Annotated in this window: 18 protein-coding genes and 1 riboswitch; of the genes, 14 read left to right on the top strand and 4 right to left on the bottom strand. The window is 69.1% G+C overall.

Annotation, left to right across the window (positions count from 1 at the left end; all coding sequences use genetic code 11):
• Positions 1–2 precede the first annotated feature (2 nt).
• Both P2PM1_RS09755 and P2PM1_RS09750 read left to right on the top strand, forming a co-directional pair.
• Entirely contained in the window at positions 3–1,118 is a 1,116-nt protein-coding gene (locus P2PM1_RS09755; RefSeq protein ID WP_186398929.1) for an iron ABC transporter permease, read from the top strand.
• On the top strand, positions 1,115–1,936 hold the full coding sequence (locus tag P2PM1_RS09750) for a heme ABC transporter ATP-binding protein (protein WP_186398928.1): 822 nt from the start codon (positions 1,115–1,117) through the stop codon (positions 1,934–1,936). The genes P2PM1_RS09755 and P2PM1_RS09750 overlap by 4 nt, the downstream gene beginning before the upstream one ends.
• A 179-nt stretch (positions 1,937–2,115) precedes the next feature.
• Here P2PM1_RS09750 and P2PM1_RS09745 read toward each other — a convergent pair whose 3' ends face one another.
• The 3 genes from P2PM1_RS09745 to P2PM1_RS09735 are packed head-to-tail and all read right to left on the bottom strand — an operon-like array spanning position 2,116 to position 4,314.
• On the bottom strand, positions 2,116–2,562 hold the full coding sequence (locus P2PM1_RS09745; protein ID WP_186398927.1) for a Fur family transcriptional regulator: 447 nt from the start codon (positions 2,560–2,562) through the stop codon (positions 2,116–2,118).
• Positions 2,559–3,404 (bottom strand): metal ABC transporter permease, encoded by an 846-nt coding sequence (locus P2PM1_RS09740; protein ID WP_186398926.1) that lies wholly within the window; start codon positions 3,402–3,404, stop codon positions 2,559–2,561. Before P2PM1_RS09740 ends, P2PM1_RS09745 begins: the two co-directional genes overlap by 4 nt.
• Positions 3,397–4,314, bottom strand: coding sequence for an ATP-binding cassette domain-containing protein (locus tag P2PM1_RS09735; protein WP_371636629.1), 918 nt, complete (start codon positions 4,312–4,314; stop codon positions 3,397–3,399). The genes P2PM1_RS09740 and P2PM1_RS09735 overlap by 8 nt, the downstream gene beginning before the upstream one ends.
• Positions 4,315–4,496: 182 nt before the next feature.
• Here P2PM1_RS09735 and P2PM1_RS09730 point away from each other — a divergent pair, with 182 nt between their 5' ends.
• The 7 genes from P2PM1_RS09730 to P2PM1_RS09700 all read left to right on the top strand — a co-directional run bounded on the left by P2PM1_RS09730 (position 4,497) and on the right by P2PM1_RS09700 (position 12,404).
• Positions 4,497–5,627 carry a zinc ABC transporter substrate-binding protein gene (locus tag P2PM1_RS09730; protein WP_186398924.1) on the top strand — a complete coding sequence of 377 codons (1,131 nt, stop codon included), beginning with the start codon at positions 4,497–4,499 and terminating at the stop codon, positions 5,625–5,627.
• Positions 5,628–6,714: 1,087 nt separating this feature from the next.
• Positions 6,715–7,440, top strand: coding sequence for a DUF4198 domain-containing protein (locus tag P2PM1_RS09725; protein WP_186398923.1), 726 nt, complete (start codon positions 6,715–6,717; stop codon positions 7,438–7,440).
• Positions 7,441–7,514: 74 nt separating this feature from the next.
• Entirely contained in the window at positions 7,515–8,720 is a 1,206-nt protein-coding gene (locus P2PM1_RS09720) for a GTP-binding protein (protein WP_186398922.1), read from the top strand.
• Positions 8,721–8,789: 69 nt separating this feature from the next.
• Positions 8,790–9,041: riboswitch (cobalamin riboswitch) on the top strand.
• A 27-nt stretch (positions 9,042–9,068) separates the two neighbouring features.
• Positions 9,069–9,518: a DUF1636 domain-containing protein gene (locus P2PM1_RS09715; RefSeq protein ID WP_186398921.1), complete on the top strand. Its 450-nt coding sequence runs from the start codon at positions 9,069–9,071 to the stop codon at positions 9,516–9,518.
• A complete protein-coding gene (locus P2PM1_RS09710; protein ID WP_186398920.1) occupies positions 9,515–10,396 on the top strand; it encodes an ABC transporter ATP-binding protein in 882 nt (293 codons plus the stop codon). Before P2PM1_RS09715 ends, P2PM1_RS09710 begins: the two co-directional genes overlap by 4 nt.
• A 64-nt stretch (positions 10,397–10,460) precedes the next feature.
• Positions 10,461–11,423 (top strand): ABC transporter substrate-binding protein, encoded by a 963-nt coding sequence (locus tag P2PM1_RS09705; protein ID WP_186398919.1) that lies wholly within the window; start codon positions 10,461–10,463, stop codon positions 11,421–11,423.
• Between the two features lie 3 nt (positions 11,424–11,426).
• Positions 11,427–12,404: an iron ABC transporter permease gene (locus tag P2PM1_RS09700; RefSeq protein ID WP_186398918.1), complete on the top strand. Its 978-nt coding sequence runs from the start codon at positions 11,427–11,429 to the stop codon at positions 12,402–12,404.
• Between the two features lie 9 nt (positions 12,405–12,413).
• On the opposite strand, the gene P2PM1_RS09695 is transcribed toward P2PM1_RS09700, so the two are convergent.
• Positions 12,414–12,899 carry an Lrp/AsnC family transcriptional regulator gene (locus P2PM1_RS09695; protein WP_186389671.1) on the bottom strand — a complete coding sequence of 162 codons (486 nt, stop codon included), beginning with the start codon at positions 12,897–12,899 and terminating at the stop codon, positions 12,414–12,416.
• 167 nt (positions 12,900–13,066) lie between these two features.
• On the opposite strand from P2PM1_RS09695, the gene P2PM1_RS09690 reads away from it, so the two are divergent.
• The 5 genes from P2PM1_RS09690 (at position 13,067) to lpdA (ending at position 19,223) form a co-directional block, all read left to right on the top strand.
• Positions 13,067–14,218, top strand: a complete 1,152-nt coding sequence (locus P2PM1_RS09690; RefSeq protein ID WP_186398917.1) for an acyl-CoA dehydrogenase family protein — start codon at positions 13,067–13,069, stop codon at positions 14,216–14,218.
• A 61-nt stretch (positions 14,219–14,279) separates the two neighbouring features.
• Positions 14,280–15,512, top strand: coding sequence for a 3-methyl-2-oxobutanoate dehydrogenase (2-methylpropanoyl-transferring) subunit alpha (locus P2PM1_RS09685; RefSeq protein WP_186389673.1), 1,233 nt, complete (start codon positions 14,280–14,282; stop codon positions 15,510–15,512).
• Between the two features lies 1 nt (position 15,513).
• On the top strand, positions 15,514–16,527 hold the full coding sequence (locus P2PM1_RS09680; RefSeq protein ID WP_186389674.1) for an alpha-ketoacid dehydrogenase subunit beta: 1,014 nt from the start codon (positions 15,514–15,516) through the stop codon (positions 16,525–16,527).
• 4 nt (positions 16,528–16,531) lie between these two features.
• Entirely contained in the window at positions 16,532–17,830 is a 1,299-nt protein-coding gene (locus P2PM1_RS09675) for a dihydrolipoamide acetyltransferase family protein (RefSeq protein ID WP_186398916.1), read from the top strand.
• Between the two features lie 4 nt (positions 17,831–17,834).
• Entirely contained in the window at positions 17,835–19,223 is a 1,389-nt protein-coding gene (gene lpdA / locus P2PM1_RS09670) for a dihydrolipoyl dehydrogenase (RefSeq protein WP_186398915.1), read from the top strand.
• Positions 19,224–19,254: the final 31 nt, after the last annotated feature.

The raw sequence follows: 19,254 nt of genomic DNA, 5'->3' as shown, positions 1-19,254 counted from the left end.
CGATGAGCCTTTCCGCCTCGTCCCTGTCCGAACGGCTGCTGCCCGAGCGGGTCGTCGCGCAGGCCCGGCTCGGCGACCGCGAGCCGCTGGCGCGGCTGGTGATCGCCGGCCTCGCCATGCTGCTGGTCGCGGTGATGCTGTTCTCGCTGACCACCGGCGCGCTCGACATCCCCCTGTCGGCCGTCGTCAAGGCGCTGCTGGGCCAGGGCGAGGCGGCAAGCCCGGCGGAGCTGCGCGACCGCATCGTGCTGATGGATGTGCGGCTGCCGCGCGTCCTGCTCGGCGCGCTGGTCGGCGCCGCGCTCGCCGTCTCCGGCGCGGTGATGCAGGGCCTGTTCCGCAATCCGCTCGCCGATCCCGGCATTGTCGGCGTGTCGGCGGGCGCCGGCCTCGGCGCTGCCTCGATGATCGTGCTCGGCACCACGGCGCTGGCGCCGGTGGTGGCGGTGCTCGGCATCTATGCGCTGCCGCTCGCCGCCTTCTTCGGCGGGCTTGTTACCACCTTCACGCTCTACCGCATCGGCACGCGCGGCGGCATGACCTCCGTCGCGACGATGCTGCTCGCCGGTATCGCCCTGTCGGCGCTGGCGGGGGCGGCGACGGGCCTCCTCGTCTATATCGCCAGCGACCAGCAATTGCGGGACCTCAACTTCTGGGCGCTCGGCTCGCTGGCCGGCTCCAACTGGCAGAAGATCCTGGCGGCCGGGCCGATCATCGCCGTGGTGCTGGTCGGCGTGCCGTTCCTCGCCCACGGGCTCAACGGCCTGGTGCTGGGCGAGGCGGCGGCCGGGCATCTGGGCATCCGCGTGCAGCGGCTGAAGCGGGTCGCCATCGTCGCGGTGGCGGCGGCGACCGGCGCCTCGGTGGCGGTCAGCGGCGGCATCGGCTTCGTCGGCATCGTCGTGCCGCATCTGTTGCGGCTGACCATCGGCCCGGACCACCGGTTCCTGCTGCCGGCCTGCGCGCTCTTGGGCGGCAGCCTGCTGATCCTCGCCGACACGGTGAGCCGGACCATCGTCGCCCCGGCGGAACTGCCGATCGGCATTCTCACCGCGCTGGCCGGCGCGCCGTTCTTCCTGTGGATCCTGCTGCGGCGGAAAGGGCTGATCTATTCATGAGCATGGCTGCGACCCCTACTTTGGAGATCGAGGCGCTGAACGTCTCACTGGGCGGCACGCCGATCGTCCGCGATGTCTCCTTCGCCGCGAAGGCCGGCGCCGTGACGGTGGTCGTCGGGCCGAACGGCTCGGGCAAGAGCACGATGCTGAAGGCGGTGACCGGCGAGTTGCGCCACACCGGCCGGGTGCGGCTCAACGGGACCAAGGTCGACGGCCTGCCGCCGGAGGCGCTGGCCGGCTTGCGCGCAGTGCTGCCGCAGCACACCAGCCTGACCTTTCCGCTCACCGTCGCCGAAGTGGTGCGGCTCGGCATCCGCCGCGGCGCGCTGCCCTCCGCCTCCCCCCATCGGCGGATCTGCGAGGCGCTGGAGCGGGTCGATCTCGACGGCTTCGCGGCGCGCGCCTATCACTCGCTGTCGGGCGGCGAGCAGCAGCGGGTGCAGCTTGCCCGGGTGCTGTGCCAGGTCTGGGACCCCTGCCCCGGCGGCGTGCCGCGCTGGCTGTTCCTCGACGAGCCGATCTCCAGCCTCGACATCCGCCACCAGATCCTGATCATGGATGTCGCGGCCGACTATGCGCGCGCCGGCGGCGGCGTCGTCGCGGTGCTGCACGACCTCAACCTGACGGCGCTCTATGCCGACCATATCCTGGTGATGAAGACCGGCCGGCTGCTGTCGCAGGGCACGCCGAAAGAGGTCATTACCGACCGGCTGGTGTCGGAGGCGTTCGACCATCCGTTGCGGGTGTCGGCGGTGCCGGCGGGCGAGGTTCCCTTCATCCTGCCGCAGGCGGCGGGATCGGTCGCGGCGGTGCGCTGAAAATTTGTCGCCCTCTCAGGCCTGCCTTAGGCGACAGCCTGGCAGTCTTAGCCTGCCTCAGGCAACAGCCTGAAATTTCTTGCCTGCCTTAGGCAACAGCCTGGCAGTCCTGCCTGCCTTAGGCAACAGCCTGGCATTCTTAGCCTGCCTTAGGCAACAGCCTGGCAGTCTTGCCTGCCTTAGGCAACAGCCTGGCAGGTGGCACAGGTGCCGCGCAGTTCCACCGTCGACTTGCGCACGGCAAAGCCGACCTTGGCGGCAAGGTCGCGCAGATGGTGGGAGAACTCGCTGTCGTTGAGCTCGGTCACCTGGCCGCAGGTCTCGCAGATGGCGAAGGCGGCGGTCTCGTGGCCGTCGCAGTCGGGATGGCGGCAGGCGACGAAGGCGTTGAGGCTTTCCAGCCGATGCACGGCACCCATTTCCACCAGCTTGTCGAGCGCGCGATAGACCTGCGGCGGGGCGCGGAAGCCGTCGTCGCGCAACTGGTCGAGGATGGTATAGGCGCTGAGCGGCGCCTTGGCCCGCTCCAGCGCCGACAGGACCAGGCTCTGGTTGCGGGTGAGGCCGGCAGGGCTGTGGCCATGTCCGTGAGTGTGGCCGTGGCCGGACGAGGTGTCTCCGCTCATTGACTGCTACTCCCAGGGCGCGCGCGCCGTGCGCCGGCGCCGAACAGTTTCGGCAGCTTCTCCGCGAAGGGCGACAGGCTGGCGAGAAACAGCACCAGCGCCGCCACCACGATCGACGGTCCCGACGGCGTATCCCACTCCAGCGAGGCGAACAAGCCGCCGACGACGGCAACGGCGCCGACAAGCGCGGCGATCACTGCCATCTGCTCCGGGCCGGACGACAGGCGCCGGGCGGTCGCCGCCGGAATGATCAGCATGGCGGTGATCAGCAGCACCCCGACGATCTTCATCGAGATGGCAATGACGGTCGCCAGCAGGATCATGAAGATGAGGTTGGCCCGGTCGGGGCGCAAGCCCTCCGCCTCGGCAAGCTCGCGGCTGATCGTCGCCGCGAAGAGCGGCGTCCAGATCATGACCAGCACCGCCAGCACCGCCGCGCCGCCGACATAGACGGCGAGAATGTCGAACCGCGACACGGCGAGGATGTCGCCGAACAGGAAGCCCATCAGGTCGATCCGCACCCAGCTCATGAAGGCGAGCGCGACGAGGCCAAGCGCCAGCGAGGAATGGGCGAGCAGGCCGAGCAGCGAGTCCGACGAGAGCGAGGCGCGGCGCTGCAGCGCCAGCAGCGCCAGCGACACCAGCACCGAAACAGTGAAGACCGACAGCGTGATGTTGACCTGCATCAGGAAGGCGAGCGCGACGCCGAGGAGCGCGGCATGGGACAGCGTGTCGCCGAAATAGGCGAGCCGCCGCCAGACGACGAAACAGCCGAGCGGCCCGGCGACCAGCGCCACCCCGACCCCGGCGACAAGGGCGCGGGTGAAGAAGTCGTCAAGCATGGCGTCCTCCGGTCGCGGGCGAGGCATCGCCCCCCGCCGCATGGTCATGGCCGTGATGGTCATGGCCGTGATCGGGGTGATCGTGGTCGTGGTGGTGGTGGCCGTCGTCCGGGTGGCAATGTGTGGTGATGCTGCCGTCCGCATGCAGCACCCGCCCGTCCGCCAGATGGGTGTGGTCGTGATGGTGTTCGTAGACGGCGAGCGTCGCGTCGGCGCGGGCGCCGAAAAGCTGGCGATAGGCTTCGCTGGAGGCGACCGCCGTCGGCGCGCCCTGGCAGCAGACATGGCCGTTGAGACAGACGACATGGTCGGTCGCCGCCATCACCACATGCAGATCATGCGAGATCAAGAGGATGCCGCAGCCGATATCGTCGCGGATGCGGCGGATCAGGTCGTAGAGCGCGACCTCGCCGGAAAAGTCGACGCCCTGCACCGGCTCGTCGAGCACCAGGAGGTCGGGCTTGCGGGCCATGGCGCGGGAGAGCAGCGCGCGCTGGAACTCGCCGCCGGAAAGATTGCGCATCTCGGCCTGGCGCAGATGCGCAATGCCGGTCGCCTCCAGCACGCGGTCGGTCTCGCGCGAGGAAATGCGGCCGGTGAGCGACAGGAAGCGCTCGACGGAGAGCGGCAGCGTCCAGTCAATGCTGAGCTTCTGCGGCACATAGCCGACGACGAGGCCGGGGCAGCGCTCGGCCCGCCCCTCGCTCGGGGCAACGATGCCGAGCGCGGTCTTGGCGGTGGTCGACTTGCCCGAGCCGTTCGGCCCGATCAGGGTGACGATCTCGCCCCGGCGTACGGCAAGATCGACGCCGCGCACCAGCCATCGCCCGTCGCGAAACACGCCGGCGCCGGTCAGCCGCACGAGGTCCTCGCCGGTTCGGCGGCCGGCGGTTGCGGAAGGGGTCGTCAACATGAGGCGGGATCCTGGGTCACCCGGCCATCCTCCAACGGCGCCGCTGCGCCGGCAAGTCCCGCTCGCCTCGCGGCGCGGGACATTTTTCAACAGGGGGCTTGCGAGCCTGTATCCCACACGTTATAGCATAACACAACCCCGTGATCTTATAACATGCCAGCCTGAAACGGAGACTGTCCATGACGCTTGCCCAACGACTGCTGCTGTCCGCCTCGCTGCTCGTCGCGACGACCGCCGCAGGGCATGCCGCTCCGAAGGTGGTGGCCTCGATCAAGCCCGTGCATTCGCTGGTGGCAGCGGTGATGCAGGGCGTGGGCGAGCCCGCCCTGATCGTCGAAGGCGCCGGCTCGCCGCATACCTACAGCCTGAAGCCGTCGCAGGCCAAGGCCCTGCAGGAGGCCGACCTGATCTTCTGGATCGGCCACGAGCTGGAGGCCTTCCTGGAAAAGCCGGTGGAGACCATCGGCGCCAATGCCAAGGCGGTCGAGCTGATCGACGCGCATGGGCTGATCAAGCTGCCGTTCCGCGAGGGCGGCCCGTTCGAGGCGCATGACCACGGCGAGGACGAGGGGCACGCCGACGCCGGACACGATCATGCCCACGATCATGCCAAAGAGCACGCCAAGGACGATCACAAGCACGACCATGCCCACGATCACAAGCATGATCATGCGCATAGCCATGACCACGCGCACAGCCATGCGCATACGCATGACCACGGCCACAAGCACGAGACGGCGAAGGCCGCCGGTCATGACCATGCGCACGACCACGGTCATGCGCATGGCGCCTTCGACGCCCATGTCTGGCTCGACCCGGAAAACGCCAAGGCCATGGTGAGCGAGATCGCCGAGGCGCTGGCCGAGGCCGACCCGGACAATGCCGCGACCTACGAGGCCAATGCCGCCAGCACCATCGCGCGGCTGGAGGCGCTGCACGCCGACATCGACGCGCGGCTGGCGCCGGTGCGCGGCAAGGGCTTCATCGTGTTCCACGACGCCTACCAGTATTTCGAGAAGCGCTTCGACATCTCCGCCTCGGGCTCGATCACCGTCAGCCCGGAGGTGATGCCGGGGGCGGAGCGGATCACCGAGATCAAGGGCCGGATCGCCGAGCTCGGCGCGACCTGCGTGTTTTCCGAGCCGCAGTTCGAGCCGAAACTGATCCAGGTGGTGACCGAGGGCACGCCGGCCCGCGCAGGCGTGCTCGATCCGCTCGGCGCCGGCCTTGCCGATGGCCCGGACCTCTATTTCGGGCTGATCGACGGCCTTGCCACTTCGATTCAGGAGTGCCTCGGCGGCGCGAGCTGAGGCTTTCTCCTCCCCCCGAGGGGATGGGAGGCCGTGCCACTCTCTCAGGGTGTCGTCCCGGACGAGCGGCAGCGCAGAGCCGGGAGCCATTGGCACCCTCGGCGGGTGTGAGGCGGAGAGCGTTGGCGGAATTGCTCCTGCGCTTCAGCCCCTCCTGCGTCATCCCGGACGAGGCCGAAGGCCGACGATCCGGGATCGGGGAGCCACGGCGGTTGCGGGAGCGTTCGGGAGTGCCTTCGTGAGGCCCTCGGCTCTCCGATCCCGCATCTCCGCTTCGCTGCGTGCGGGATGACGAGAGGAGAGACTTGCGTGCGGGGGACCAGAGGACGGGGCGGTGCAAGGGACGCGACCGCTCTGGCAACCAATAGGCCCCGGGTCGCGCTCCGCTTGCCCGGGGTGACGGCCGAGGGGATGGGAGGTCGTGCCTCCCACTCGGACGTCATCCCGGCCGCAGGCGAAGCCGGAGAGCCGGGAGCCATTGGCGCCCTCGGCGGGCATGAGGTGGAGAGCGTTGGCGGAATTGCTCCTGCGCTTCAGCCTCTCCTGCGTCATCCCGGACGAGGCCGAAGGCCGATGATCCGGGATCGAGGAGGCAGGGCGGTTGCGGGGGCGTTCGGGAGTGCCTTCGTGAGGCCCTCGGCTCTCCGATCCCGCATCTCCGCTTCGCTGCGTGCGGGATGACGAAGGGAGGGGCTTGCGTGCGGGGGACCAGAGGAGAGCGCGGCGTCCGGAGGACGCGGGAGAGGTTCCGGTGTCCTCGCCGCCGCTCTGGGAGCCAATAGTCCCCGGGTCGCGGCTGCGCCTTGCCCGGTGTGACGGCCGAGAGGAGGCAAGGTCGTGCCTCCCACTCGGACGTCATCCCGGCCGCAGGCGAAGCCGAAGAGCCGGGAGCCATTGGCGCCCTCGGCGGGCATGAGGTGGAGAGCGTTGGCGGAATTGCTCCTGCGCTTCAGCCCCTCCTGCGTCATCCCGGACGAGGCCGAAGGCCGATGATCCGGGGTGACGGCCGAGGGGATGGGAGGTCGTTGCGGTTTAGGCCGCCTTTTTTTGGTACCACCACTGTTATGTAATAACATACGAGGACAAAATGAAACGCACCCTTCTTGCAACCGCCGCCCTGCTGCTGTTCGCCGGCAGCGCCGTCGACGCGGTGGCGCACGGCATCTGGATCGCCCAGCGTCACGGCGAGCTTGCCATCGTCTACGGCCACGGCGCCTCCGACGAGGCCTACGACCCGGCCAAGATCACCGCCGTTGCCGCCCATGACGGCGAACAGGCGGTGCCGGTCACTCCGGTGAACCGGGAGACCCATGCCCTGGTGCCGATGCCCGAGCGGGCACCGGTCCTGATCGCGACGATGGACAACGGCTATTGGAGCCAGGGAGCGGACGGCAAATGGGTCAACAAGCCCAAGTCCGAGGTGCCCGGCGCCAAGCAGGCCTCGCGCTCGCTGAAGCACACGGTGGCGATCCTGCGCCACACCCATGACGCCGCCCTGCCCAAGGGGCTGAGGCTGGAGATCGTGCCGGCCAAGGACCCGACGGAGCTGCATGCCGGCGATCCGCTGGAGGTGCTGGTGCTGCTGAACGGCGAACCGCTCGCCAATGCGCCGGTGACGACGGAATACACCACCGACTCCGAGGCCGAGCCGGTGCGCACGGGCGCCGACGGCAAGGCCACCATCGTGGTGCGCAACAACGGGCTGAACGTCGTCGCCGTGTCCGCCATCGAGGCGCCCGACGAGCCGGAGAAGGCCGACAGGATCAGCCATTTCTCCACGCTCTCGTTCAACCTCGGCCACCACGAGCACTGACCGGGCCCGACCGACACGCCATTGCGGGCCGGCGCCCCCTGCCGGCCCGCGACCAGCCAGGAGCTTCTTTCACGATGGACAATCGCCTCCCCGTTACCGTGCTGTCCGGCTTTCTGGGCGCCGGCAAGACCACCCTGCTCAACCACATTCTCAACAACCGCGAAGGGCTGCGTGTCGCCGTCATCGTCAACGACATGAGCGAGGTGAATATCGACGCCAGCCTGGTGCGCGAGGGCGGCGGCAACGTCTCGCGCACCCAGGAGCGGCTGGTCGAAATGACCAATGGCTGCATCTGCTGCACGCTGCGCGAGGACCTGTTGCGCGAGGTCAAGACGCTGGCCGGCGAAGGCCGCTTCGACCATCTGGTGATCGAATCCACCGGCATTGCCGAGCCGCTGCCGGTCGCCTCGACCTTCGAGTTCCGCGACGAGCATGGCGAGAGCCTGAGCGACGTGGCGCGGCTCGATTCGATGGTGACGGTGGTGGATGCGGCGAGCCTGCTGAAGGACTACGGCTCCACCGACTTCCTCACCGATCGCGGCGAATCGCTCGGCGAGGACGACGAGCGCACCCTGGTCGACCTGCTCGTCGACCAGATCGAGTTCGCCGACACGATCATCCTCAACAAGGTGAGCGATGCCCGCCCGCAGGACCTTGCCGCCGCGCGCCAGATCGTGCGCGGACTGAACCCGGACGCGGTGGTGATGGAGACCGACCGCTCCGCCGTTCCCTTGCGCGACGTGCTCGGCACCGGCCGCTTCGACTTCGACAAGGCGCATGAGCATCCGCTGTGGTTCAAGGAGCTGAACGGGTTCGCCGACCATGTGCCGGAAACGGAGGAATACGGCATCCGCTCCTTCGTCTACCGGGCACGCCAGCCCTTCGCGCCGCGCGCGCTGAACCGCTTCGTGCAGAAGAGCTGGCCGGGGGTGATCCGCGCCAAGGGCTTCTTCTGGCTGGCGACCCGGCCGCATTTCGTCGGCGAGATCAGCCAGGCGGGCGCCTTCGTCACCACCGAAAAGCGCGGGCTGTGGTGGTCGGCGGTGCCGCGCAAGCACTGGCCGGATTCGCCGGACTGGCGGCGGGCGATGGAGCCCTACATGCATCCGGTGTGGGGCGACCGGCGGCAGGAGATCGTCTTCATCGGCACGAGCGGCATGGATGAAGCGGCGATCCGCACGGAACTCGACGCGGCGTTGGTCGGGGCGGACGGCTTCCACCCGGAAGAGTGGACCGGGCTCGACGACCCGTTCCCCGCCTGGGGCAGCGCGGCGGCCTGAACCGGTCCTGACCTAAACCGGCGCTGCGGTCGGCCTTCGGCGATTGGTCTTGATGCGGTGCCCGTCATCTGCCAGTTTGGCGGCGATGGTTGCCGAAGGCCGAAGCGCCGGAGGCATGAAAAGGGAACACGGTGCGGCGTACCCATCAGGGGCCAAGACCGTGGCTGCCCCCGCAACTGTAAGCGGCCGGGGCCGACGTCCTTCAACGGGACGAATGGCCCAGGCCCTGCCGCACGATGCCACTGCCCGAAAGCCGGGCGGGAAGGCGCGGCCGGGCCGGACCCGCGAGCCAGGAGACCTGCCATCTCCCGCAACGACAACCGGACGGGGTGTTCCGGGAAGGTAGCCATGACACGCAACGAATCCCTCTTCGGCCCATCGGCGGCCCTTACCCGCAGCCTGCCGCGCCGGCACCGCATCACCGTGTGCACCACCTGCCGCGATCCGCAAACGCGCGAGCAGCCGGGCCTTCACCTGATCGAGACCTTGAGCGCCGCGCTTGCCGGGGACAGCGCCGCGCCGTTCGAGGTGGCGGGCGCGGCCTGCATGGCCGGCTGCTCGCACCCCTGCACGGTCGCCTATCAGGCCGAGGGCAAGGCGAGCTATCTCTTCGGCGACATCGAGCCGGCGCGCGACGTGGCAACGCTCCTCGCCTTCGCCCGGCAATATGCCGAGCTGGATGACGGCTGGTGCTCGTCGCTGCAGCGGCCCGAGGGGCTGAAGGGCAAGACGCTGGCGCGGATGCCGGCCCTCCCCGCTCCCGCCCTCGGGGCAGCGGACCGGAGGGACGGCGCATGAGCCATCGCAGCGGAACCCCGGTGGTGCTGGAGCTGCGAAAGGTCGGCTACCGGCCGCGCGGCGCGGATGCGCTCCTCTCCGACCTCTCGCTGCATGTGCATGACGGCGAGATCCTCGTCCTTGCCGGGCCGAACGGCGCCGGCAAGTCGACCTTGATCCGGCTGATCGCCGGGCTGAGCGAGCCGACCGGCGGCGAGATGCGGCTCGGCGGCCGGCCGTATCGCGACGTGCCGATCACCGAGCGCGCCCGCGTCATCGCCTATGTCGGCCAGAGCGAGGAAAGCTGCGACCGGCTGACCGTCTCGCAATATGTCTCGCTCGGCCACCTGCCGCATCACCGCGCCGGCGGGCGCGAGGCCGGCGCCCGCGCGACCGACGAGGCGCTGGCGCTCGCCGACCTGACGCGGCTTTCCGGCCGGCGGATGGGCGAGATTTCCGGCGGCGAACGCCAGCGGGCGAAGATCGCCCGCGCCGTCTGCCAGCGCCCGCGCCTGCTGGTGCTGGACGAGCCGACCAACCATCTCGATCCGCTGGCGCGCGGCGAATTGCTCAGCCTCGTCTCCGGCCTCGGCATCGCGGTGGTCGCGGCGCTGCACGACCTGACCCTGATCGAGGCCTTCGCCAGCCATGTGGCACTGATCCAGGGCGGGCAGCTCGTCGCGCACGGCCATCCGGTCGAGGTGCTGTCGAGCGAGCGGGTGCGCGCGGTGTTCAGCGTCGACCTCTACCGGATGCCGCATCCGGTGGAGGCGCGCCAGATCAGCGTGCTGGACATCCCCATCGAGGGGCGGTTCGGCGCGGGCACCTTGCCGGGCGACGCAGCCGTCCCGGCCGCATCCAGCGCTCCGCATCTGCGGGCGGTGGCAACGCGCGGCTGAGCCGCGCCCTCCCCTTTTCTCTGACGTTTCACGGTTTTTCATCCTCACGAGGAGTCTGTCCCCCATGAAGACCTATGCTCTCAAGCGCCTGACCCTGTTCGCCACTGCGATGACGTTTGCCGCGCCGGCGCTCGCCTTTCCCGTCACCGTCGACAATTGCGGCACGCCGCTGACCTTCGAGGCGGCGCCAGAGCGCATGGTGGTGCAGGACATCAACATGAGCGAGATGGCCTTCGCGCTCGGCCTGCAGGACCGGATGGTCGGCGTCAGCGGCATCAGCGGCTGGTACAAGACCAGCGAGGAGTTCGAGCGCAAGCGCGGCGACATCCCCGAGATCGCGCCGAAATATCCGACGCTGGAAAACCTCGTCGCCGCCAGCCCGGACCTGTTCTTCGCCGGCTGGTATTACGGCATGAAGCCGGGCGGCGACGTCACCCCCGACACGCTGGCGCCGCACGGCATCAAGACGCTGATCCTCACCGAAAGCTGCATCCATCTCGACAAGGCGCGGCCCGCCGCCTCGCTCGACCTGCTCTATGACGACATGCTGCGGCTCGGCACGATCTTCGGCAAGGAGGCGGAGGCGCAGGCGCTGGTCGATGGCTGGAAGGCGCGGATGGGGGAACTGGCCGAGCGCATCGGCGAGACCCGCGACATGAAGGTGTTCCTCTACGATTCCGGCGAGGACAAGCCGTTCACCGCCGGCCGCTATGCCATGCCGACGGCGATGATCGAGGCCGCCGGCGGGCGCAACGTCACCGCCGACATGGAGACGAGCTGGGGCACCACCTCGTGGGAGGCGGTGGCGGCGGCCGATCCGCAGTTCATCATCCTGCTCGACTACCAGGACGGCGGCGGGGCGGACAAGCTGCGCGCCTTCCTGGAAGCCCATCCGGTGATGAGCCAGACCGAGGCTGTCAAGAACGCCCGCTATCTGCCTCTGCGCTATGAGGAACTGACGCCGGGGCCGGCGAATGTCGACGGCATCGAGCAGCTCGCCCGGGCGATGCATCCGCAGGCGTTCTGAGCCATGCGGCTGGCGCTGGTCCTGACGGGAGGCCTGCTGGCGGTCATCGTGCTGCTGGTGGCCGCCATTGCCATCGGCTCGACGCCGCTGCCGATGCGCGCGGTGATCGAGGCGCTGGCCGGCGGCGACGGGCCGACGGCGCGCATCGTCATGGACCTGCGCCTGCCGCGCGCGCTGCTGGCGCTGCTGGTCGGGGCCGGGCTCGGCACGGTCGGCTGCCTGCTGCAGACGACGACGCGCAACGACCTCGCCGATCCGTTCCTGTTCGGCCTGTCCTCGGGCGCGGCGGCCGGCGCGGTGCTGGTGATCACCGTCACCGGCGACCTGCTCGGCCTGTGGACGCTGCCGCTCGCCGCCTTTGCCGGCGGCATGGCGGCATCAAGCATCGTGCTGGTGCTGATCGCAAGGCTCGGCGACCGGGGGCCGGCGCGGCTGGTGCTGGCGGGGCTCGCGGTCTCGTTCCTGTTCATGGCGCTGACCAATTACCTGGTCTTTGCCGGCGACCAGCGCGCCGCCCATTCGGTGCTGTTCTGGACGCTCGGCGGGCTCGGCCTTGCCCGCTGGGACCTGTTGCCGATCGCAGCCCTCGGCCTTGCCGCGATCCTCGGCTTCGCCTTCGCCCGCCACCGCAAGTTCGACGCGCTACTGGCCGGCGAGGACACCGCGCGCACGCTCGGCGTCGATGTGGTGGCGCTGCGGCGCACCACGTTTCTGGTCTGCGCCTTCGCGACGGCGGCCTTCGTGTCGATCAGCGGCGTCATCGGCTTCGTCGGGCTGATGGTGCCGCATATCGCCCGCGCGCTCGCCGGGCCGATGCATGGCCGCTTCGTGCCGGTGGCAGCAATCACCGGCGCGGCGCTGCTGCTGGTCAGCGACATCGCCGCGCGCACCCTGCTGGCGCCGCAGGAGCTGCCGATCGGCATCGTCACCACCTCGCTCGGCGCCGTCTTCGTGCTCGCCCTGCTGACCCGCGAGCCGTGAGCGCCCGCCTCAGCCGGGAACGCAGGACGTCACCTTCTTCAGGCAGCGCAGCGAGAAGCTGGACTTGGAATGGCGCAGGCCCGGGATCGGGAACAGCCGCTCGCGCAGGAACTCCTCCACCCCCTTGGTGCCGCTCGCCGCGACCTTGACGAAATAATCGCAGTCGCCGGCCATCAGATAGACCTCCAGCACCTCCGGGATCTCGGCCATCGCCTTGCCGAAGCCCTCCAGCGCTTCCGGATCGTGCCGCTCCAGCGAGACCTCGATCATCACCGTCTCGCCGACGCCGAGCGCCTCGTGGTCGAGCACCGCCGTGTAGCCGGAAATCACCCCCTCCTCCTCCAGCCGCCGTACCCGCTGCCAGCACGGGCTCGGCGACAGGCCGACCTCGCGCGCCAGTTCGGTGTTGGACAGACGCCCGTTGGCGACCAGCGCCTTGAGGATACGGCGGTCGATGTCATCAAGCTGTCGCGGCACAACAGTTTCCTCCTGCATATCGGCTCAGAGCAGAAGGATATTTCACTCCTCGGTCAAATCGAAGCAAATTCAGCATGAAATTTCGCCCATGGCGGGCAATACTATCGGAATACCCGGCAGTCGAACGCGCCCCGCCACGAGGGCAGCGAGACGCCGGCGGCATTGCAGGCGGGGAGGCGCCACCCATGGATTTCGCGCTGTCAGAGGAACAGACCCTCATTTTCGACATGGCCCGCGACTTTGGCCGGCAGGCCATCGCGCCCAATGCCTATGCCTGGGAAAAGGCCGGCACCATTCCCCGCGAGATGCTGCGCCAGGCGGGCGAACTCGGCTTCGGCGCGATCTACGTGCCGGAGGAGTATGGCGGCACCGGATTGACCCGGCTCGACGCGGTGCTGGTCTTCGAGGCGCTGGCCGAGGCCTGCCCCTCCGTCGCCGCCTTCATCTCGATCCACAACATGTGCGCCGGCATGATCGCCGCCTATGGCAGCGAAGACTTGCGCGCGCGCTACCTCGCCCCGCTCTCGACGATGGAGAGCATCGCCTCCTACTGCCTGACCGAGCCGGGCTCGGGATCGGACGCGGCGGCGCTGCGCACCCGCGCGACGCGCACGAACGAGGGCTATGTGCTGAACGGCAGCAAGGCCTTCATCTCCGGCGGCGGCTATTCCGACGTCTATGTGGTGATGTGCCGGACCGGCGAGGACGGGCCGAAGGGCATCTCGACGCTGGTGGTCGAGGACGGCAGCGAAGGGCTCTCCTTCGGCGCGGCGGAGCACAAGATGGGCTGGAAGGCGCAGCCGACCGCCCAGGTGCAGTTCGACGACTGCGCGGTGCCGGCGGAGAACCTGCTCGGCGAGGAAGGCAAGGGCTTCGCCTATGCGATGAAAGGCCTCGACGGCGGCCGGCTGAACATCGCCGCCTGCGCGCTTGGCGGCGCGCAAGGGGCGCTGACCGCGGCGACCCGCTACATGGGCGAGCGCAAGGCCTTCGGCAAGACCATCGACCAGTTCCAGGGGCTGCAGTTCCGCCTCGCCGACATGGAGACCGAATTGCAGGCCGCGCGCGTGTTCCTGCGCCAGGCGGCGTGGAAGCTGGATGAGGGCGCGGGCGACGCCACCAAATATTGCGCCATGGCCAAGCGCTTCGTCACCGATACCGCGTTCCGCGTCGCCAACGACGCGCTGCAGATGCTCGGCGGTTACGGCTATCTCGAGGATTACGGCATCGAGAAGATCGTCCGCGACCTGCGCGTGCACCAGATCCTGGAAGGCACCAACGAGATCATGCGCGTGATCGTCGCCCGTGCCATGCTGGCCGAGCGCGACCGTTCCTGAATTGCTCCTCGGTGCGCCGGGCGCGCCGACCGGAATTGCTACTGTCGACGAAGGAGTTTCCATGACCGCTCCACGACCGCTGTCCCTGCATGTCCCCGAGCCCGGCTGCCGGCCGGGCGACACGCCGGACTTTTCCGATTTCGAGATCCCGCGCGCCGGCGCGGTGCGCCGCCCGGCCATCGACGAGGCGCCGGAGGACATGCGCGACATGGCCTTCTCCGTCGTGCGCGTGCTGAACAAGGCCGGCGAGGCGGTCGGCCCCTGGGCCGGGCTGCTGGACGCCGAGGCGCTGCGCAAGGGCCTGCGCCACATGATGACGCTGCGCCAGTTCGACGAGCGGATGCTGAAGGCGCAGCGCCAGGGCAAGACCAGCTTCTACATGCAGCATCTGGGCGAGGAAGCGGTCTCCTGCGCCTTCCGCATGGCGCTGGAAGACGGCGACATGCACTTCCCCACCTACCGGCAGGCGGGGCTGCTGATCGCCGGCGGGTATCCGATGACCGACATGATGAACCAGATCTACTCCAACGCCGCCGACCCGCTGAAGGGGCGCCAACTGCCGGTGATGTATTCGGCGCGCGACCACGGCTTCTTCACCATCTCGGGCAATCTCGGCACCCAGTTCATCCAGGCGGTCGGCTGGGCGATGGCCTCGGCGATTTCCAACGACACGCGGATCGCCGCCGGCTGGATCGGCGACGGCTCGACCTCGGAGAGCGATTTCCACGCCGCGATGGTCTTCGCCTCCAGCTACAAGGCGCCGGTGATCCTCAACATCGTCAACAACCAGTGGGCGATCTCCACCTTTCAGGGGATGGCGCGGGGCGGCGCCGTCACCTTCGCCGCGCGCGGCCACGGTTTCGGCATCCCCTCGATCCGGGTCGACGGCAACGACTATCTCGCCGTCCATGCGGTGGCGAGCTGGGCGGCGGAGCGGGCCCGCTCGGGCCTTGGCCCGACCTTGATCGAGCATGTCACCTATCGCGCCGGCGGGCACTCGACCTCGGACGATCCCTCCGCCTATCGCTCGAAGGAGGAGTTCAGCGCCTGGCCGCTCGGCGAGCCCATCGACCGCTTGAAGCGGCACCTCGTCACCATCGGCGAATGGTCGGAGGAGCGCCACACCCAGGCGCTGGCCGAGATCACCGACGAGGTGCGCGCCTGCCAGAAGCAGGCGGAGGCCAACGGCACGCTGATCTCCGGGCGCAAGCCCTCGCCGCGGGCGATGTTCGACGATGTCTATGCTGAGATGCCGCCGCATCTCCAGCGCCAGCGCCAGGAAGCGGGGTTCTGACATGGCACGGATGACCATGATCGAGGCGATCCGCAACGCCCACGATCTCGCCATGGAGCGGGACAAGCGGGTCGTCGTGTTCGGCGAGGATGTCGGCTATTTCGGCGGCGTCTTCCGTTGCACCGCCGGGCTGCAGAAGAAATACGGCAGCAACCGCTGCTTCGACGCGCCGATCAGCGAGAACGGCATCGTCGGCGCCGCCGTCGGCATGTGCGCCTATGGCCTGAAGCCGGTCGTCGAGATCCAGTTCGCCGACTACATGTACCCGGCCTACGACCAGATCGTCAGCGAGGCGGCGCGCATGCGCCACCGCTCCGCCGGGCAGTTCACCTGCCCGATGGTGATCCGCATGCCGACGGGCGGCGGCATCTTCGGCGGCCAGACCCACAGCCAGAGCCCGGAGGCGCTGTTCACCCATGTCGCCGGCCTGAAGGTGGTGGTGCCGTCCAACCCGCGCGATGCCAAGGGCCTGCTGCTCGCCGCCATCGAGGATCCGGATCCGGTGATCTTCCTGGAGCCGAAGCGGCTCTATAACGGCCCCTTCGACGGCCATCACGACCGGCCCGTCGTCTCGTGGAAGAACCACGAGCTCGGCGATGTCAGCGAGGACTATTTCACCGTGCCGCTGGGCAAGGCGAAGATCCGCCGGGAAGGCTCGGCGCTGACCGTGCTGGCCTATGGCACCATGGTCTTCGTCGCCCAGGCGGCGGCGGAGGAAGCGGGCGTCGACGCGGAGATCATCGACCTGCGCACGCTGCTGCCGCTGGATCTGGAGACCATCGAGGCCTCGGTGAAGAAGACCGGGCGCTGCGTCATCATCCACGAGGCGACCAAGACCTCCGGCTTCGGCGCGGAGCTGAGCGCGGTGGTGCAGGAGAGCTGCTTCTATCATCTGGAGGCGCCGATCGTCCGCGTGACGGGCTGGGACACGCCTTATCCGCATGCGCAGGAGTGGACCTATTTTCCGGGTCCCGAGCGGATCAAGCGCGCCTTCGCGCAGGTTCTGGAGGGCTGAGTCCATGGGTATCTTCACCATCACCCTTCCCGATATCGGCGAAGGCATCGCCGAGGCGGAACTGACCGAGTGGAACGTCGCCATCGGCGACGAGGTCCAGGACGAGGACGTGCTCGGCACCGTGATGACCGACAAGGCCGCCGTCGAGATCCCCTCCACCGTTGCCGGCAAAGTCGTATGGCTGTGCGGCGAACCGGGCGACGTGATCGCCATCGGCGCGAAATTCATCCAGATCGAGGTCGAGGGCGAGGGCAACGACGCTGCCGCGACCGAGGCGCCCAAGGCGGCGGCGGCGAAGACCGAGGCCGAGGCGCCCGCCCCGGAAAAGCCCGCGCCGGCCAAGGAAAAATCCGAAGCCAAGGCCCAGCCCCAATTGCAGTCCCAGCCGCAGGCGAGCCGGCCGTCGGCCGCGCATCGTCCGCTGGCGGCCGGCGAAAAGCCGCTGGCCTCGCCGGCCGTGCGCCGGCGCGCCCAGGACGCCGGCATCGACCTGCGCATGGTCGGCGGATCGGGCCCGGCGGGCCGCATCCTGCACGAGGATCTCGACGCCTATATCGAGCACGGGCCGCCGACCGCGCGCCAGAGCGGGCGCATGCCGGCGCTCGGCACCCGCGATATCAAGGTGGTCGGAATGCGCCGGCGCATCGCCGAGAAGATGGCGCTGTCGAAGGCGCGCATCCCGCATATCACCATCGTCGAGGAAGTCGACGTCACCGCCGTGGAGGAGCTGCGCGGCCAGCTCAACGCGGTGCATGCGGCGGGCCGCGGCAAGCTGACCCTCTTGCCCTTCGTCATGCGCGCCATCGTCATGGCGGTGCGCGAGCAGCCGGAGATGAACGCGCTCTATGACGACGAGGCCGGCGTGGTGCGCCAGTACGACGCCGTGCATATCGGCATCGCCACGCAGACGCCGGCGGGGCTGACCGTACCGGTCGCCCGCCACACGGAGGCGCGCTCGGTCTGGGACTGCGCGGCCGAAGTGGTGCGCCTTGCCGAGGCCGCGCGCGAGGGCAAGGCGAGCCGCGAGGAGCTGTCCGGCTCGACCATCACCATCACCTCGCTCGGGCCGCTCGGCGCCATCGCCACGACGCCGATCATCAACCACCCGGAGGTGGCGATCGTCGGCATCAACAAGATGGCGGTGCGGCCCTTGTGGGACGGCAAGGAGTTCCAGCCACGCAAGGTGATGAACATCTCCTGCTCCTTCGATCACCGCGTGATCGACGGCTGGGACGCCGCCGTCTTCGTCCAGAAGCTGAAGTCGCTGCTGGAAACCCCTGCCCTGATGTTCGTCGAGGACTGAGCCCATGAGCGACATGACCTGCAAGCTGCTGATCATCGGCGCCGGTCCCGGCGGCTATGTCTGCGGCATCCGCGCCGGCCAGCTCGGCATCGACACCGTCATCGTCGACGAGCAGAAGCCGGGCGGCACCTGCCTCAATGTCGGCTGCATCCCCTCCAAGGCGCTGATCCACGCGGCCGAGGAGTTCCACAAGCTGTCGCAGTTCGGCGGCAGCTCGCCACTCGGCATCACGGTGGCTTCGCCGAAGATCGACCTGTCCGCCACCATCGACTGGAAGAACGGCATCGTCGCCCGGCTGAATGCCGGCGTCGCCGGCCTCTTGAAGAAGTCCGGCGTGCGGCTGTTCGCCGGCAAGGCGACCTTCCAGGACGGCAAGACCGTCAAGGTGACGACCGGCGACACTTCCGTGCAGATCCGCGCCGAACAGGTGGTGATCGCCACCGGATCGGCGCCGGTGGAACTGCCGTTCCTGCCGTTCGGCGGCAAGGTGATAGGCTCCAGCGAGGCGCTGTCGCTGCGCGCCGTGCCGGAGAGGCTCTGCGTCGTCGGCGGCGGCTATATCGGCCTCGAAATCGGCACCGCCTTCGCCAAACTCGGCGCAAAGGTGACCGTGGTCGAGGCGGCCGAGCGGATCCTGCCGCAATATGACAGCGCCCTCACCCGCCCCGTGCTGAAGTCGCTGCAGGCGCTCGGCATCGAGGTGCTGCTGGCGACCAAGGCGAAGGGGCTCGGCGACAAGGGCCTCAAGGTCGAGAGCGCCGAGGGCAGCGAACGCGAGATCGCCGCCGACAAGGTGCTGGTCACCGTCGGCCGCCGGCCGCGCTCCGACAGCGCCAATATCGCCAGCCTGGGGCTGGCCACCGACGGGCCGTTCCTGCGCGTCGACGACCGCTGCCGCACCTCGATGCAGGGCGTCTTCGCCGTCGGCGACGTCACCGGCGAGCCGATGCTGGCGCACCGCGCCATGGCGCAGGGCGAGATGGTGGCCGAGATCGTCGCCGGCCACGCGCGGAGCTGGGACAAGCGCTGCATCCCGGCGGTGTGCTTCACCGACCCGGAGATCGTCACCTGCGGCCTGTCGCCGGACGAGGCGAAGAAACAGGGCGGCGCGGTGACGACGGGGCAGTTCCCCTTCGCCGCCAATGGCCGCGCCATGACGATGGAGGCGGAGGACGGCTTCGTGCGCGTCGTCGCGCGCAAGGAGGACGGCTTGATCCTCGGGCTGCAGGCGGTCGGCCGCGGCGTTTCGGAACTCTCCGCGGCGTTCTCCATCGCCATCGAGATGGGCGCGCGGATCGACGACATCGGCGCGGTGATCCATGCCCACCCGACCCAGAGCGAAGGCTTGCAGGAAGCGTGCCTCGCCGCGCTCGGCCACGCGCTGCACATCTGACGGCACGGCGGCGGGGGCGGCCTCACGGGCC

Origin of the sequence: Stappia sp. P2PMeth1, assembly GCF_900185735.1 — a bacterium.
Classification (GTDB): Bacteria; Pseudomonadota; Alphaproteobacteria; order Rhizobiales; family Stappiaceae; genus Stappia.
Note: the sequence above shows the minus strand (reverse complement) of the source record. Positions and strands in the feature narration are given on the sequence as shown.

What these genes read in the sequence shown, in the direction of transcription:
- P2PM1_RS09755 (WP_186398929.1), top strand. Translation starts at nt 3, where the DNA reads ATGAGCCTTTCCGCCTCGTCCCTGTCCGAACGGCTGCTGCCCGAGCGG.
- P2PM1_RS09750 (WP_186398928.1), top strand. Translation starts at nt 1,115, where the DNA reads ATGAGCATGGCTGCGACCCCTACTTTGGAGATCGAGGCGCTGAACGTC.
- P2PM1_RS09745 (WP_186398927.1), bottom strand. Translation starts at nt 2,562, where the DNA reads ATGAGCGGAGACACCTCGTCCGGCCACGGCCACACTCACGGACATGGC.
- P2PM1_RS09740 (WP_186398926.1), bottom strand. Translation starts at nt 3,404, where the DNA reads ATGCTTGACGACTTCTTCACCCGCGCCCTTGTCGCCGGGGTCGGGGTG.
- P2PM1_RS09730 (WP_186398924.1), top strand. Translation starts at nt 4,497, where the DNA reads ATGACGCTTGCCCAACGACTGCTGCTGTCCGCCTCGCTGCTCGTCGCG.
- P2PM1_RS09725 (WP_186398923.1), top strand. Translation starts at nt 6,715, where the DNA reads ATGAAACGCACCCTTCTTGCAACCGCCGCCCTGCTGCTGTTCGCCGGC.
- P2PM1_RS09720 (WP_186398922.1), top strand. Translation starts at nt 7,515, where the DNA reads ATGGACAATCGCCTCCCCGTTACCGTGCTGTCCGGCTTTCTGGGCGCC.
- P2PM1_RS09715 (WP_186398921.1), top strand. Translation starts at nt 9,069, where the DNA reads ATGACACGCAACGAATCCCTCTTCGGCCCATCGGCGGCCCTTACCCGC.
- P2PM1_RS09710 (WP_186398920.1), top strand. Translation starts at nt 9,515, where the DNA reads ATGAGCCATCGCAGCGGAACCCCGGTGGTGCTGGAGCTGCGAAAGGTC.
- P2PM1_RS09705 (WP_186398919.1), top strand. Translation starts at nt 10,461, where the DNA reads ATGAAGACCTATGCTCTCAAGCGCCTGACCCTGTTCGCCACTGCGATG.
- P2PM1_RS09700 (WP_186398918.1), top strand. Translation starts at nt 11,427, where the DNA reads ATGCGGCTGGCGCTGGTCCTGACGGGAGGCCTGCTGGCGGTCATCGTG.
- P2PM1_RS09695 (WP_186389671.1), bottom strand. Translation starts at nt 12,899, where the DNA reads ATGCAGGAGGAAACTGTTGTGCCGCGACAGCTTGATGACATCGACCGC.
- P2PM1_RS09690 (WP_186398917.1), top strand. Translation starts at nt 13,067, where the DNA reads ATGGATTTCGCGCTGTCAGAGGAACAGACCCTCATTTTCGACATGGCC.
- P2PM1_RS09685 (WP_186389673.1), top strand. Translation starts at nt 14,280, where the DNA reads ATGACCGCTCCACGACCGCTGTCCCTGCATGTCCCCGAGCCCGGCTGC.
- P2PM1_RS09680 (WP_186389674.1), top strand. Translation starts at nt 15,514, where the DNA reads ATGGCACGGATGACCATGATCGAGGCGATCCGCAACGCCCACGATCTC.
- P2PM1_RS09675 (WP_186398916.1), top strand. Translation starts at nt 16,532, where the DNA reads ATGGGTATCTTCACCATCACCCTTCCCGATATCGGCGAAGGCATCGCC.
- lpdA (WP_186398915.1), top strand. Translation starts at nt 17,835, where the DNA reads ATGAGCGACATGACCTGCAAGCTGCTGATCATCGGCGCCGGTCCCGGC.